The 16,396-nt window shown below is 42.0% G+C and carries 13 protein-coding genes; 7 read left to right on the forward strand and 6 right to left on the reverse strand.

All coding sequences use genetic code 11. The features are described from left to right. Positions 1–7: 7 nt before the first annotated feature. The 5 genes from HWQ40_RS19720 to HWQ40_RS19740 form a co-directional block, all read right to left on the reverse strand. Positions 8–337 (reverse strand): 4Fe-4S binding protein, encoded by a 330-nt coding sequence (locus tag HWQ40_RS19720; RefSeq protein ID WP_292780702.1) that lies wholly within the window; start codon positions 335–337, stop codon positions 8–10. Continuing rightward, on the reverse strand, positions 334–2,007 hold the full coding sequence (locus HWQ40_RS19725) for an FAD-binding protein (RefSeq protein ID WP_292780704.1): 1,674 nt from the start codon (positions 2,005–2,007) through the stop codon (positions 334–336). The genes HWQ40_RS19720 and HWQ40_RS19725 overlap by 4 nt, the downstream gene beginning before the upstream one ends. A gap of 524 nt (positions 2,008–2,531) precedes the next feature. Next, on the reverse strand, positions 2,532–4,346 hold the full coding sequence (locus HWQ40_RS19730) for an iron uptake porin (RefSeq protein ID WP_292780706.1): 1,815 nt from the start codon (positions 4,344–4,346) through the stop codon (positions 2,532–2,534). An 815-nt stretch (positions 4,347–5,161) separates the two neighbouring features. Then, positions 5,162–6,169: a glycosyltransferase family 2 protein gene (locus HWQ40_RS19735; RefSeq protein WP_292780708.1), complete on the reverse strand. Its 1,008-nt coding sequence runs from the start codon at positions 6,167–6,169 to the stop codon at positions 5,162–5,164. Between the two features lie 107 nt (positions 6,170–6,276). Then, a complete protein-coding gene (locus tag HWQ40_RS19740; protein WP_292780711.1) occupies positions 6,277–6,987 on the reverse strand; it encodes a TVP38/TMEM64 family protein in 711 nt (236 codons plus the stop codon). Between the two features lie 587 nt (positions 6,988–7,574). Between HWQ40_RS19740 and ssuD the strand changes: the two genes are divergently transcribed. The 7 genes from ssuD (at position 7,575) to HWQ40_RS19775 (ending at position 13,871) form a co-directional block, all read left to right on the forward strand. Next, on the forward strand, positions 7,575–8,723 hold the full coding sequence (ssuD, locus tag HWQ40_RS19745; protein WP_292780714.1) for an FMNH2-dependent alkanesulfonate monooxygenase: 1,149 nt from the start codon (positions 7,575–7,577) through the stop codon (positions 8,721–8,723). A 98-nt stretch (positions 8,724–8,821) separates the two neighbouring features. Next, positions 8,822–9,649, forward strand: a complete 828-nt coding sequence (ssuC, locus tag HWQ40_RS19750) for an aliphatic sulfonate ABC transporter permease SsuC (protein ID WP_292780716.1) — start codon at positions 8,822–8,824, stop codon at positions 9,647–9,649. 117 nt (positions 9,650–9,766) lie between these two features. After that, complete coding sequence (locus tag HWQ40_RS19755; protein WP_292780719.1) at positions 9,767–10,537, forward strand: ATP-binding cassette domain-containing protein; 771 nt, start codon at positions 9,767–9,769, stop codon at positions 10,535–10,537. Between the two features lie 251 nt (positions 10,538–10,788). Continuing rightward, on the forward strand, positions 10,789–11,292 hold the full coding sequence (locus tag HWQ40_RS19760) for a GNAT family N-acetyltransferase (RefSeq protein ID WP_292780722.1): 504 nt from the start codon (positions 10,789–10,791) through the stop codon (positions 11,290–11,292). A gap of 123 nt (positions 11,293–11,415) precedes the next feature. After that, positions 11,416–12,363, forward strand: a complete 948-nt coding sequence (locus HWQ40_RS19765) for a D-2-hydroxyacid dehydrogenase (protein WP_292780724.1) — start codon at positions 11,416–11,418, stop codon at positions 12,361–12,363. A 101-nt stretch (positions 12,364–12,464) separates the two neighbouring features. Then, positions 12,465–13,415 (forward strand): D-2-hydroxyacid dehydrogenase, encoded by a 951-nt coding sequence (locus tag HWQ40_RS19770; protein ID WP_292780727.1) that lies wholly within the window; start codon positions 12,465–12,467, stop codon positions 13,413–13,415. Between the two features lie 261 nt (positions 13,416–13,676). After that, positions 13,677–13,871, forward strand: a complete 195-nt coding sequence (locus tag HWQ40_RS19775) for a hypothetical protein (protein ID WP_138502135.1) — start codon at positions 13,677–13,679, stop codon at positions 13,869–13,871. Between the two features lie 315 nt (positions 13,872–14,186). Here the strand turns inward: HWQ40_RS19775 and HWQ40_RS19780 are convergent, their stop codons facing one another. Beyond that, positions 14,187–15,386, reverse strand: coding sequence for an acyl-CoA dehydrogenase family protein (locus tag HWQ40_RS19780; protein WP_292780733.1), 1,200 nt, complete (start codon positions 15,384–15,386; stop codon positions 14,187–14,189). Positions 15,387–16,396 lie beyond the last annotated feature (1,010 nt).

Here is a 16,396-nt window from a genome sequence, read left to right on the forward strand (position 1 = left end):
CGCTGCACTATTTCATCTGCTTCAAAATTTGGAATGTTTGATCCGTTTTGGCTGTTGAAGTGCGTTTATTTCCCCAACCAACCTTTTCACGATAACTACCCAGTAGCCCAACTTCTGCCAATTCTGCCTCGTTGACTGAAGTCGTCACATCGCTTTCTGGTGCCACATAAAGAGCATCAACTGGACAATACAATTCGCACATATAACAGGTTTGGCAGTCACTCTGTCGGGCAATGGTTGGCGGCGCATCAGGTACGCGGTCAAACACGTTGGTTGGACAAATATTCACGCAGATATTACATTCTATGCACCGCGACTCGCTAACCAACTCAATCACACTGTCACCCCTATTTTGGATTTTGGACTTTGGTTACGCTCAGTCGAACGATTTTCGATTTTGGATTGGGAAATATCTTCTGCATTCAATAGCGGCTGACTCTTCACCCAGACTCGATCTAATCCGCCACTTATCAGGTGATGTTGCTGGTTAGCATCAAGTTCTGGATAGTCTTGATGTTTGTGCATCCCACGAGTTTCTTTACGTTCAATGGCACTGCTGTACATCCATCGTGCTGTAGCTACCATCGCCACAGCTTCTCGCGCCCTGGGAAGCTCTTTCTCTGATGTTACCTGGCTACTGCGGAGTTCTTGCCAAAGATGATTTAGCTTACTTAAAGACTCGGTTAAGCCTTGTTCTGTACGGAAATAGTTCTTTTCATAGGGGAATACTTCAGCTTGGACTGCCTGAATAACTTCATCAGTTGCCAAGGTTTTAGAGCGATCGCTCCCACTTTGTAATCCTACCTCTCCAACACCCTTAACTTGTCGTTGAGTTTTATTTTCCCCCAAACTGCGGCTATATTCAGCAGCCGATTTCCCTGACCAATAGCCAGAAGATATTGCCCAAGCAGCATTATGGCTACCACCACCAGTAAATCCGCCACAAATCAGTTCCCGTGTAGCGGCATCTCCAGCCGCGTAGAGTCCTCTTACAGAACTGCTACAACTCTCATCGACAATCCGAATTCCTCCAGTCCCGCGCACAGTTCCCTCTAAACGCAGAGTCACAGGAAAACGTTGAGTAAATGGATCAATGCCTGCCCGGTCAAAGGGTAAAAAGAAGTTGGGCTGTGCTAAACGCATAGATACCCGCATCGATTCCGCCGCTTTGTCTATGATGGCGTAAACTGGCTGTTGCAGCAATGTCTGAGCTATTACTGAACGTCTATGAGAACTTGCCCCCGGAATCACAGTACCGTCTTCGTAGGTAAAAGTTGCCCAATTATAAAACAGGGTTTTGGTGACTGAAGAAAAGGCGGGAGAGATGCCATAAGCATTGGAAAATTCCATACCCGACATCTCGGCACCTGCTTCTGCCGCCATCAGATAACCATCCCCTGTCAGGACGTTACATCCTAACGCTTTACTGAGAAATGCACAGCCACCTGTTGCGATAATTGTGGACTGCGATCGCACTATCCATTTCTCACCAGTCTGACGGTTCACACCTGTTGCACCACCAACAGCACCATCGTCATCTACCAGTAGTTCTAAGGCGGGGCTGTTGTCTAAAATCTTGACTCCAGCGCGTTGAATTTGCCGCCGCATCAGCCGCATATACTCCGGCCCTTGCAGCGATCGCCGATAGGGTTTACCTTCATCGTCGGTAGGGAAGGGATAACCCCACTCTGCTAACTGATTGACGTTTATATAAGTCTGATTCAGTACCCGATCCATCCAGTTGCGATCGGCTAAAAACCCACCCAACGATTCCCGACTCGCCTTCGCTGTTTCCCGTGCTTCTGGATGTGGTGGCACATACCACACACCATTACCAGATGCAGCAGCGCATCCAGTGGTACCACAGTATCCTTTGTCTACCAGGACAACTCTAGCTCCACTTGATGCAGCACTCCATGCCGCCCAAGTTCCAGCTGGCCCACCTCCAATCACAAGCACATCTGCTTCTAAGTCGAGTTCAAAATCGTTTGTTAACGTCTTCAGCATCTACCATTTCCCCCCCCATCTATAAAGTCTTAAGCATCAAGTCTTCACCCCATCCATGCGGCAAAATAAATATTTAAAAATCTAGAAATTGTGACCCCTTAATACAGGTTCTCACTAGATTGCCATTATAAATACTTTAAGCCGATCGGTAAACCGTAGTTTGCAATATAACAAAGCTTTTCACAGTTTTCGACAAAAAGCAAGCATTTTACCAAACTAATTTAAATGTAAATTTTTGTAAAATTAACGCAGTTATTTTTCTTAATAACTTGCTTTTTACCGTCTTTTGTGTAACTGTCCAATTTTTGTTCATAAAATACTTAATTTCGATAAGTTTGCCGTAGTTAAATAAATTTTTTTAACCGATTTTGTCTGGATAGTAGAGACGCAAAATTGGATTGGGCTTTGTTTTGCGGCGCTAACGTGAGGCAGGAGGCAGGAATTATGAAATCTTTGTGCTGCAACACTTTTAGGTTTTTATTTTCTTTTCCTCCTGCCTCCTGCCTTATCTTCGTGCCATTCGGTTAAAACCTAAAGACAGTACGAACCCAAGCAAATAAACTATCAGGATTGCTGGCATCCGAATCAGGTGCAGTAATCCAGATCAAACCTGGCGTAACCTCAATATGATCTCCGATTTTATATTGGTAGAATGCCTCAACGTGCAGAGAAAGATCTCTGTCCGCTTGTCCTAGCCCTTTTCCCAAATTTACATTATTACTAAGGCTGATGAGTTTTGGCTCCATACCAACTAAAACCCCCCCTAAAGCACCTTCACTAAAAAGATCCGGGAATGCCAGTCCTACGGCCCAATCCATAGCTTCAGCATCTCCGCGTCCTAAATAACGGTGTACCCCATAACTTACCCAGGCATTGATTGCCAACTTGGGACTAACTTGATAGAACGCCTGTAGGCCATAAAGGTTGCCTAGAGTTGCTACTCCAGGCACGGTGCTGTTTACCAAGTTACTCCCGACTGCTGGGCCGAAATTTGTTCCACTAAAACCTATGGTATTTGGTGGGCTATAGGTATTGACGTAAGTTGCAGCCACCCGAAAATTCCTATTACCGGAGTAGTATATTATCTGTGCTAAAGCTAAATATCTGCCTGTAAATAAGCCATTATTAGGTGTGGGATTACCACCGTTTGGTGCGCTGTACGCTATCCCGACTTGAACCTGTTTGCCTAATCCCTGGAGTATGGCAATTCCGGGGCCGCTATCTCCATAGTTATAGACCAAAGACCGCCGTGAAAATCGTGAAATCCCATTAGCACCAGTCACAGAAGACGATTCAAAATATGGGTTAACCGGACCAGAAAGACCTATCTCACTAGCTCCGTCAGACAAGGGATAAATGTTGACTTGGGTATTTGGAAAAGGTAGAAACCGATAGCGAACACCACTGAGAATAATAGTATTGCGTGGAAAAGTAATACTGGAGTTATCAGCAGTTCTCCCTTCATAAGTTCCCAATAATCCAGCTCTTGTTTGTCCCAATGATTCAAGATTTCCACCTCCTATTGTTATACCTAGTGAATCTTTACCGTTAAAACTGGTGTTTAACCGTAAAGAAGTTACGCCTTGAAGTGTGGGATTGTGAGGTGCTGGTGTCTTGGTGAAGACATTATTACCCGCTATAAGATCGCCAAGGACAATCTGAGAGCGACCTATAAGTTTGGTTGTGGTCGCAAACTGAGTTGATTCTAACTTCGCATTTCGTACTTCTAAGCTATCTAAGCGTCCCCGAAGTTGAGCGAGTTCTGGAGAAAATTGTTCTTGTAGTTTTTTGATGGTATCCAAGTCTTCGCGTTTGACTAAATCCGTTGTCGAAGTCGCTATTAGTTCATTGAGGCGATCTAAAGCTGCATTCAACCCAGCTGCAAATTCATAGCGCGTTAGGGAGCGATCGCCTTTAAATGTAGCATCTGTATATCCTGCAATTACACCGTAGCGCTCAACTAGAGACTGTAATGCTTGGAATGCCCAATCTGTCGGCTTAATATCTGATAGTTGCGAGACGGATGTCACTTGTCCGGCTGCATTATTTGGAGCTTTTTTGTTAGTTGGCGGTGCAACTTGCAACAATTGCGAGACAGGTGTCACTCGATCTCGGAGATCGTTTGGAGCTTTTTTAAGAGTGGCTGGTGGAATTGAAGTGTCTACTGTTTGATTGACAACTGCTTCTGGAGCTTTGTTCTCTTCTACTTCAGTCGTAGATACATCAGATTTAGGTAGTTCAGCCTGACTTTTGGCTGGATGAAAAACCAGGATAGCTAGAATATCTAGCAACAAAAGCAGGAACACTATGGATCTATAATTCCAGCAAAATTTCGACATGACTCCTTAACTCCTCAACCTTAAAGATGAATAAATTAGTCCTTGATTGGACAGGAAAACCAAGATAAATCATTGTTCTAATGTTTCTAGCAAACGATTAGAACATAGATTCACCAAAGCTTTAGCTGCTGAAAAAAGCACAAAATTCTGATAAATATCGAAACCAGTACTAAGTAGTTGAATGTACAATCCAAAATTTGCAGCAAACTAGCATTATGATGCTTAAAAGAATCCTAAAAACGTCTGGAATGAGACAATAACTGCCTTAGCAAAGACTTCTCTACTTTTAAGGGGAACTCAACCACACACTAGATGAACTGATACTTCTGAGGCATCCTAAAGTCCATTTTTTTAGTTATGCTGTACAAAGTTCATCAATGGCTACTGACATTGATGAAAGCTTGATTTCGATTCAATTGATTATTTGCCAATTAACATTAGTTGAAAACACTATTTTGTAATCAGCTATATTTTGACAGCATCAATCATCATTTAAGTACGACAGTTCTATCGACTTACCGTACATTGGTAGGATTATCTTTGCATAGAGCTTGGTACAATGCAAGACCTAGTACTTTTTGATGAAGCGAAAATATGTCAAAATTCTTGGCTAAGTCAATTCCAGTAACTGCGTAGGCGTAGCCCGTCGTAGACATCGCCGGAAATAGTCAGTCGGTAAAAACGAATAGACCTCTTGTACAAATCCAAAATTCGCCCACCCTGCGGGATCTTGCTACATCCCCCAACCCCTTCTCCCAATTTTGGGAGAAGGGGAGTCAATTTCAAAGTCCCTCTCCCAAGCTTGGGAGAGGGATTTAGGGTGAGGGCTTTTTAGGATCTTCTAAATTATCTAGTTTGTCGGAATTGCTCGTTGAGTTAGAGGATTTGTGATAAAAACCACCTACCTCTGCCAAAGTATAGAGGGGCCTGGCTTTAACTTCTTCGTAGATGCGCCCTATATATTCGCCTAAGATGCCAACACTGACTAACTGCACAGATCCGAGAAAGAAAATTGCCATCAAAATAATCGTAAACCCGGTTAAAGGCGAATGTGGGACAAAAAGACGCCAATACAAGACTAATAAAGCCATGAAGATGGCCGCGGCCGCCGCTACTAAGCCTAAGTAAGTTGATAACCGCAGTGGCACTATTGAAAAGGATACTAGACCATTGATAGCAAGGGCTAAGGATTTACTAAAAGTGTATTTAACTTCCCCAGCAAAGCGGGGGTTGCGCTCGAACCGAATTGCTGTTTGCTGAAAGCCAACCCAAGAACGCAAACCACGAATATAGCGGGTACGTTCTGGCATAGAATTGAGAATATCTACGATCTGCCGATCCATTAAACAAAAATCACCAGTATCAGTAGGAATCTCTACATCTGCCAGTTTCTTAAGGATGCGATAAAAGAAATAGGCAGTAAAACGCTTAAACCATCCTTCTTTAAGGCGTTGAGTGCGTTGAGCGTAGACTACCTGATAGCCCTGTCGCCATTTTTCAACCATGTCAGGAATTAGTTCTGGTGGATCTTGTAGATCGGCATCAAGGATGACGATAACTTGACCTCGAACAAAATTGAGACCAGCTGTAACTGCAATTTGATGACCAAAGTTACGAGCAAAACTCAGATAGCAGATGCGTGGGTCTTTTTGATGAAGGTCTCGCAGTAATTGTAGGGAGCGATCGCGGCTACCATCATTGATTAAAATTAATTCGACAAGCCCATCCATCCGATTCATTACTGCACTCAGTCTGCGGTATAGTTCTGGAATAATTTCTTCTTCGTTATAAATTGGAACAATGAATGAATACTTTGGTAGCATCTAGAAGTATGGTTTAATTTTTGAACAGCCAAGCTAACAGACTGCTTGCGATCGTAAAGGTTTGCTTCACAGTATACCTAGCAAGACTCAAGTCTCATTCCCATAATTTATTTATTCTTCGGATTTATCTTATCTGAAGAGTCTGATTCTTTAAGCCTTTCTACAGCTTTTTTGGGAAAAGTCCGACGATGGCGATACCAAGTAGACCCTGCTACCAGCGTTCCAGTTAAGCCTAAGGCGAGTACTAGAGGCAAAAAATCGCCTGTATTGACTGCCTTTAGACCAGAACTACCCAGTAATACAAAAGGTAAGACACTAGGAACAGTACCAAGTGTTGTACCGAAAACATAATCTTTAAAACTGATCGAAGTCAGTCCCGCAACAAAGTTGACCAAACCATAGGGCATGATCGGTACTAATCGGATGGCAAACATATAAAAAAGCCCTCCACGTCGTACCTCAGCATCCATAGCTTGCCAGCGTCCTGCTAATCGTTTTGCAACGGTTTGGCGTCCAATAGTCCGAGTAAAAACAAAGGCAATTATTGCTGCAATCACTGCTGCCACACTAGTCCAGACAGTACCCAGCCAAGGGCCAAAAATTGCACCTCCAGTCAAATTAAGTACCGTTGAGGGCAAAACTAACATCGTTGCCACAACGTACAAAGTAATATAAATAACAGGTGCCCAGATACCAGAAGATTTCAGCAAAGCTTGGATTTGTGCTGGTTCAATGCCGCCAAGAAGATATACTGCTATACCAGTTGCAATGATGCAACTCAGTGTGAGTAGCAAGATACCAGCTTTCAAATTCCACACCAGAATACTCCTACTTTTTTTGTAACCCAACCCATCTTTCTTAAACTTCCCCTTTAATTAATTCTTGAAAACTTTGGTTCTGGAAACTAGTACAGCATGGCGTAAATAAACATACCATTTCAAATGGCACAAGAGCTTGGAATATAATTATGCGTGACTTTTGACTTCTGCCTTGCGGTACTAGTACTCCGACACATTAATTTTGATAAATTCGTAGTGTTACCACACTGCTGCTATGTATTAAAGGAGTCCAGTCATCAGCGATCATAACCTTTATCCAAACACAGACTTAGAAAGTGCAAGTTAGCAAGGTTTCTGTCGATGAAACCAGAAGTGAACACTTCAAAGTCGCAAAAATTTGGATAATTGACACAAAACTTGTATTCTTCACGACAGCCATTGTTGCAAAAAAAGTGTCATGATTATCGGGATTGTGCGTGAGAACCTCAATTTTGTGGGCAGTTATTCTTTATGAATCGTTAATCTATACTGGCGTTTTAAATAATTTCCTGTAAAATGCTGACTATAAACTACGGTAATTCGATCGATCTACCGTATAGGTTATCCTTGTACCCTGCCTGATACAAATGCAAATTCTTTGGTTTATTCCTACTGGATCTCATGACGGACGCTATTTAGGTACAGATATTGGTTCTCGTGTTGTCACACCTGATTATTTACAACAAATTGCCCAAGCTGTGGATAGTTTAGGCTACACGGGCGCATTGTTACCTACAGGGAGTTCTTGTGAAGATGCTTGGATAACTGCTGCTGCTTTTATATCTGTCACCAAGCAGATGAAGTTTCTGGTGGCAATTCGTCCAGGAATTACTTCCCCAGGTGTTGCTGCACGGATGGCAGCAACATTTGACCGAATTTCTAAAGGAAGATTGTTAATTAATGTAGTTACAGGTGGAGATCCGGTGCAGCTGGCTGGGGATGGCTTGCATCTTAGTCATGACGATCGCTATGATTTAACCGATGAATTTCTCAGAGTTTGGCGGGGTATCGTCAGTGGGGAAACAGTCGATTTTAAAGGAAACTACCTGGATATTAAAGGTGGTAAGCTCTTATTTCCACCAGTTCAAAAACCCTATCCACCTTTGTGGTTTGGTGGCTCATCTGCTGCTGCCAAGCGGGTTGCTGCTAAACATATAGATGTTTACCTGACTTGGGGTGAACCTCCACAACAAGTTGCCCAAAAGATTGCCGAAGTTAGGAAATTGGCGGCTGAACAAGGTAGAACAGTCCGTTTTGGGATTCGCTTGCATGTAATTGTGCGAGAAACCGAGTCAGCTGCTTGGGATGCTGCCAATGAGCTAATTAAGTATGTCGATGAGGATGCGATCGCAAAAGCTCAGAAAGAGTTAGCTCATTCTGATTCTGAAGGACAGCGGCGCATGAGTCAACTACATAGTGGTAGCCGAGCAGCCTTAGAAATTAGCCCCAACCTGTGGACAGGAATTGGATTGGTGCGGGGTGGTGCTGGTACGGCCTTAGTTGGAGATCCTGACACCGTTGCCGCTAGGATGCTGGAATATCGCAATTTGGGCATAGAAACATTCGTTTTCTCTGGATATCCCCATTTAGAAGAAGCGTATCGCACTGCTGAATTATTATTTCCCCGCCTACCTTTGCAGAGCGAACCTGTACCTTTAACACCACCAGTTTTGAGTCCCATTGACGATGATTTCGCCAATGAAAAATTTGCGAAACAACTAACAAGTGCTTCATGACCCAATAATTAGTAATTTGTAATTAAAGAGCAAATTACTAATTATGTTGGTGATGTTTCTAGATTCATCCTTTGGAACAATCTAAAATCCCAAATTCCATGACTATTACCTTTAAAAGCACCAAAAACAAAAATAATATATCCCTGAGCGAGGTGTTAGACAACCCGCAAATCGAGAAAATAGTTCCTTGGATTGTGCCTGTTACCATATTAATTCTTTGGGAACTTGCTTCTAGAACTGGCCTACTTTCAACCAGGATTTTACCAGCACCTAGTGGTGTAATCGCTACAGCTATTAAACTTGGCTCAACTGGAGAACTGTTCCAACATATAGGAATTAGTGCTGGGCGGGCGATATCTGGTTTTATAGTTGGTGGCAGTATTGGGTTCGGTTTAGGATTGCTCAATGGCTTTTCCCGTATCGCAGAAAAGTTATTGGATAGTTCCTTACAAATGCTCCGTACTATCCCTAATTTGGCATTAATTCCGCTAGTGATTCTCTGGTTTGGTATTGGCGATCAAGCTAGATTATTTCTAGTATCTATGGGGGTATTTTTTCCGATATATCTCAATACATTTCACGGTATCCGTAGTGTTGACCCTGGACTGATTGAAATGGGAAAAGTCTATGGATTAAAAACACCACAACTTCTGTGGCAAATAATTTTTCCAGGAGCTTTGTCTTCGATTCTCGTTGGTGTTCGTTTTTCGTTGGGGATTATGTGGCTGACACTAATTGTCGCAGAAACGATCGCAGCAGATTCTGGTCTTGGTTATATGGCAATGAATGCCCGTGAATTTATGCAAACCGATGTTGTGGTTTTGAGTATTTTAATCTATGCACTGCTGGGTAAATTAGCAGATGCTGTTGCTAGAGGGTTAGAAAAAAAATTCTTGGCTTGGAACCCCAGTTATCAAAAGTCATAAATGCTAAATTCGCCAGAATCAAGGGTTGAAAAATCTTGATTTTAAATGTGGTTTCCTTTCTTCAACGTCTCATCAAATAATTAAATTCCAATTGTTCTCGAAAAGGAGGTTTTGCAAGTGAGTTCAAATGTACAGGGTACACAACTAAGTATTTTGGATTTGACGAAAGCTTTTGGTAAGAAAACTGTTTTAAACTCCCTGAATTTAGAAGTTGAAGCAGGTGAGTTTGTCGCTATTGTCGGACGAAGTGGTTGTGGTAAGAGTACCTTATTGCGTCTGGTGTCAGGATTAGATAGAGCAACTTCAGGTGGAATACTACTGGATGGAGAACCACTACATAGACTCAGCCGTTCTGTAACAGTGATGTTTCAAGATCCCCGCTTGCTACCGTGGAAGCGCGTTGTTCAGAACGTGGGGTTGGGCTTAGAAGGTAATTGGCGTGAAAAAGCTTTGTGGGTACTCAATAAAGTCGGACTCAAAGATAGAGCTGATGAGTGGCCTTATGTTTTGTCTGGAGGACAACGGCAACGGGTATCATTGGCCAGAGCGTTAGCCAGTCAGCCCCGTTTGTTGTTGCTAGATGAACCTTTGGGAGCATTGGATGCTCTAACTCGCCAAGAAATGCAGCATTTGATTGAAAACTTGTGGCAAGAGCGAAGATTTACTGCGTTTTTGGTTACTCACGATGTGGAAGAAGCTGTGGCCTTGGCAGACCGAGTGATAGTGATTGATGAAGGAAAAATTTCTATGGATTTACCTGTGAGACTTTCACGCCCACGAGATCGAAGTAGCGAAGTGTTTATCAATATCAGAGAAGCAGTTTTAGAACGAGTAATGAGCAATGATAATACTCAGGTAAACAACCAGTTATTACAGCTGAGTAGTTGAAATTTAAGCTTTTTGTAGTCAATCAATATTAAACTTGAGGTAGCTGCGGTAAATAGGCTACTTCGAGATTAAAACTTGCTCTTAAAAAGCAGCTATCTATAGCAATAAAAAATTATTGATGAACAATCAAAATACCTCCCAACTCTCCTCTCTGCTGGTCTGGGTGATTTTTTCTATATTCACGATCTAGATAAACTAAAATATAATAATCTATATTGCTTTATTGAAAACAAATAATACACAAGTATCTAATGATCGTCAAAAAATTAACAAAGTATGACGCAGAAGATTATAGACAGATCAGATTAGAAGCTTTAGAGAAAAATCCAGATTCATTTGGCACAACATATCAAGAAGAAGTAATTAAGACGATAGAACAATTTCGGGATAGAATTCCAGTAGATAACAATAATTTTATTTTGGGATGTTTTGAGGATAAAAATTTAATTGGGATAGTCGCATTTCACCAAGAATCAAGAATAAAACTCCGGCATAAAGCTTATATTAGTAGTATGTATGTTCAACAAGAATATCGGGGGAAAGGTATAGGTAAAATATTATTAAATGAATTAATTGAAAGAGCAAAAGCTATTAACGCGGTAGAAATATTATTGCTTGATATTGTTAAAAACAATGTTTTAGCAAAAGCACTTTATTTATCATTGGGATTTCAAATATATGGAACAGAGAAAAGAGCGTATAAATATAATAACCAATATTTTGATCTAGAGTTTATGTGTTTACAGATTAAATAATCAGCCCTGAAATATTACTAAATATTATCATAATCTGTGCCAAAGAAAAATGGCACTCAATTTTTTGTCAAACATAGGTAATTTCCAAAGATAGCCTTGTAAATAAAGAAGAGGTAATCCACTATGAAGCTCATTTTGCCGCTCGATCTGGTTGCTGACATTGAGCCACATCTACCACCCAATACACAGATTGTACGAGTAGATGTTGAAGGAAATTTAGATGGGGATGCTAGCGATGCTGAAGTTTATTTCAGTTGGTTTTTATCGAGAAGTCCTATACTGCATAAAATACTAGAAGCAGCACCTGCACTGCGTTGGCATCATGCACCAAATGCAGGGGTGAATCACATCCTCACACCAACTTATTTGCAAAGAGATATTATTCTCACAAATGGGGCGGGAGTGCATGGAATTCCGATCGCAGAATTTGTGATCACTTATATACTGGCTCATGCCAAACACCTGCCAGAATTATATGCTTTACAGGCTGAACGTCACTGGAAAAGAGGCTTTGCCATCCAAGAGTTGACAGATGCAACCTTGCTAATTATTGGCGCTGGTGGTATTGGTCAAGAAATCGCCGCCCGTGCTAAACCCTTCGGCTTAAGAATTATTGGCAGTCGCCGTCATCCCCATGAGTTACCAAACTTTGATAAAGTAGTGGGTGCTGATGAATGGCGATCACTTCTGCCAGAGGTAGATTATGTAGTTATTGCAACACCCTTAACTCCCGAAACCAAAGAATTTATTAATGAATCTGTATTGCGATCGCTCCCAAATCATGCCTACCTAATTAATATTGCTCGTGGCGGCGTAGTCGATGAATCAGCATTAATAAAAGCGCTCACAGAAGGTTGGATTGCAGGTGCAGCATTAGACACAGTTAACTCCGAACCGTTACCACCAGAAAGTCTTTTGTGGTCACTTCCTAACATCTTTATCACACCTCATACTTCCGGTCATTCACCCAAGAGTAAACAGCGTTCAATAGCACTATTTCTCGACAATCTAAAGCGTTACCAAGCTGGTCAGCCGTTACGAAATGTAGTAGATAAAAAAGCAGGATACTAAACAATTAAAAATTAAAAATTAAAAATTAAAAATGAAGAGGTGCTACCGATTAGGTTGCACAATCCAAAATCCAAATCCAAAATGAAATTAGGGACTAGCTAATGGTGAAATTAATTTTACCCGATCATCTTATTGCAGATATAGAGCCACACCTACCATCTAATATAGATGTAGTGGAGGTGGATAGTGAAGGTAATCTCGATGGTGATGCCAGTGATGCAGAAGTTTATGTTAATGGATTTTACCTGAAAACCTCTACACTTGACAAAGTACTAACAGCAGCACCCGCGCTGCGTTGGCAACAGTCACCGAGTGCTGGTGTGAATCACATCCTCACACCAACTTTTTTGCAAAAGGACATTATTCTCACTAATGGCGCAGGGGTTCACGCAATCCCAATTTCAGAATTTGTACTGGCATTTATGCTCTATCACGCCAAGAATCTGCGGAAATTACAAACTTTGCAGAATGAACATTCTTGGGTAAGAGGAGTGTTTCTCGAAGAGTTGGCAGACGCGACTTTATTAATTCTTGGCACAGGAAATATCGGTCAAGCGATCGCATCTCGTGCTAAAGCCTTTGGAGTTAAAGTTTGGGGTAGTCGCCGCCATCCTGAACCCCTACCGAATTTTGACAAAGTTGTGGGTGCTGATGAGTGGCGATCGCTCCTTCCAGCCGCAGACTATGTAGTTATTGCGACACCATTAACCCCAGAAACTAAAGGCTTGATCGATGAAACTGCATTGCGCTCTATGCGTCAGTCTGCTTACCTAATTAACATTGCTCGTGGTGCGATCGTAGATGAAGCCGCATTGCTTACCGCACTACGTGAGGGCTGGATTGCGGGTGCTGGATTAGACACTGTTGCAACCGAACCTCTGCCGCCAGAAAGTCCCTTATGGTCGCTACCGAACGCTTTTATCACACCCCATTGTTCAGCCTTGTCGCCACCCCTGAGAGAGCGCATAGCACAACTGTTTATCGACAATCTCAAACGCTACCAAACTGGTCAGCCCTTGCGGAATGTCGTAGATAAACAAGCAGGATACTGAGCAATTCAAAATTCCAAAAAATTAATTATTGCTCCTATAACGATGCGATAGCACGTAAATATTAAGGCAGTACGATGTGTGCAAAGGGATTTGGGCAATCTCATAACCCAAAAATCCACAAGCTAGTTTTAAAGGGAGTGAGCTATTGCCAGCAACGTAGTCCAGAAGCTTCAATTAAAAGCATTTGCCTCGTTATGTCGCTTGAATAAAGATAAATGATAGAGTATATAGCGATCGCTATGCGAAAAATGTAAATAAGATATGGCTGACCAAAAAGATAAAGCTCAAGAAAAAAACCGCCTTGAACAGCTTCAAGAAGAACAAGGCAACACAGATTCTAAACACTCAGGGGGTGCTGGCGCTTCTGGCGGCAACTCAGGTGCAGGCAAATCTGGCACATCAAAAATTTCTGCCACTGGTACACCTGATGATATCGAAAAAATTGATCAGGAGTAAAGCTGAGTCCGACAACGAGTCAAGGTTTAACTACGTCGGCTCTAATTAGTAACTCAACTCAACAAAGTCCTGATTATTTTAAGGGAACTGAGCATTGAGTATGGGGGAAGATTCCTTTCTCCTGCTCACTGCTCTTTGTCCCTAATCCGAATGGCACTAAGTTTAGCTCTTTATTAGGGTGAGGCAGAAGGCAGAGGGCTGTCTTGCTGGAGTTATAAAATCCTTTGACCATAAGCTTTAGAGTGCATTTTACAATATTCCCTTCTGCCTCCTGCCTTATCTTAGTGACATTCATCCCTAATCCCTAGTCTTTAATCACTTGACTTTCAGTACAGACTTCCCTAAAGATTGGCAAATAACATCATTCTGTGGTGTATGTATACGGCTGCACAAAACGTCACGGTAGTGACGCTCTAAAGGATTCCTTTTTAATAAACCAGGATTACCAGTTAGTTCTAAGGCAATCTCCACAGCATGAATCGAGTTGGTTGTGGTGAGGTATTTAACAGCCTGTGCCTGTAATCCTACGTTAGGCTCATATTCGCCCTTGTCAATATCTTGAGCCAAACTATAAATTAATCTATTATTAGCAAATAGCAGTGCTTCTATCTCACCCACGGCAGTTTGGAAGCGTGGCAGAGTTGCCAGTGGCTCTTGGAGATTAGAAGGTGATCGCTCCCAAAGATATTTAGCAAGCCAGTCTCGCGCACTACTAACAACACCGAGATATAAGGCACTCACTGTCAAACTGCCCCAAGTGGAAATTAGCGGATCAAAAGATGGCGCAGCAGATATGGGGTTGATATTTAGAGCATACTCTGAGGGAATTAATACATTCTCTAAAATGAGGTCATGGCTGCCCGTAGCTCTCATCCCCAAGTGATCCCAGGTTTCGACAATTCGCAAACCAGGCAGATCACGTGGAACTAGAAAATTCCCAACTTGTGGTTCATCTTCAGTTGTCCGTGCCCAAACAACAAAATAGCTGAGGATGGGACTGCCCGTGGTGTATTGCTTATGTCCTGTTAAACGCCAGCCCTCTGTTGTCCTGATGGCAATTGTCGCAGGCAATCCGCCTCTAGCTGGCGTTCCTAGCTCTGGTTCAACACGGGCAGCATTCAGCAGGGCAATGCCTTCAATTGATTCACGACACAGCCGCTTATATACTTCTGGATACCAGCGACGGCTACGGGCTGCATGAGCATGTTGAAGATAGTGCATTGTCAGTACTAATGCGGTCGAAGCATCTCCACGTGCTATCCCTTCAATCACCCGACAGATAGTTGCCAACCCCAAATCCTGGCCACCGAATTCACGTGGAATGGTAAGGTTGAGCAATCCTGCCTCATGCAAAGCTGTAAAATTCTCGAAGGGAAAGGAAGCATCTCTATCGTGTGTCCCTGCACGGGTGGCAAAATCTTTGGCCAGAGCCTCAACTCGGTCGAAAATATTAGGGAGAGTTTCTAAGCCTTTGGCTACAAAGGTGTCTGGCACTGCTTGCTCCAACTGTGACATAAATACTCCTTCACAACTCACTGTACTACTAAACCAGAGATGTTTTTCAATATGGAAGCATCTCAAGTTTGCAGGAACATCAATTTTTCGCACGACGGGAGTCTCCCCTCAATCCCCAATCCTCATTGCCCTAACTGTATTACTTCTAGCGATCCTGAAAATACTACTTAAAATCGACCAAGATTTAGTAATTAGTGATTTCTGTAAGTATGACACAAACTACTTTCATAGAGCAAGCCAAGCACGAAGAAATAAGCGTTTAAATATTCTCTGTTGAGAGTAATATAAAGATTCCGACATCACAGAGGGATAATTTTCTCATCAAGTAGATTTTCCAGCGGATAAATATGCAGCAACGGCATTGCGATCGCAACTAAGGTGATATTAGTACCGCAAGGCGGAAGTCAAAAGTCAAAAGTCAAAAGTCAAAAGTCACGCATAATTATATTCCAAGCTCTTGCGCCATTTGAAATGGTATGTTTATTTACGCCATGCTGTACTAGTTGCTTTTATAGCGGTTTCTCTGCTAATGAGGTATAACTGGACTTCATATATAAATTTTTTAAGTTTGAGGATGTACCTCATCTGATTCAGAACCGCTATCGATGATTTCCTATATTTAACCAAATCTATGGTGTCACACTTTCGTCAGGGCACTGGCTCCATAACCACCATTAAATTTATCCATTTATTACTTTACTTAATCGCATCGCAATCTCAGGTTTTAAAAGACGAATTTGCGACTTATTGTCATTTTTTGAACTATAGGCTCATTTAAACATGATGGTTATTTCTCAACTTCTATCAAGCTGTAATATGTATTGCTGCTATATCCTTGATGGGAAAAATGCTAAGATTGCGGTAGTTAACTAGTGTGTGTGCTCGATCACAATATTAATGTGTTTTACCTCACAGCTAATTCAAACAACTTAAATATCACCTTTAAGCAAACAATAGTCGCCGTTATGACTACCATCATATGTATTGCTGCTATATCCTTGATGGGAAAA

The organism is Nostoc sp. NMS9, assembly GCF_017114995.1.
Lineage (GTDB): Bacteria > Cyanobacteriota > Cyanobacteriia > Cyanobacteriales > Nostocaceae > Nostoc.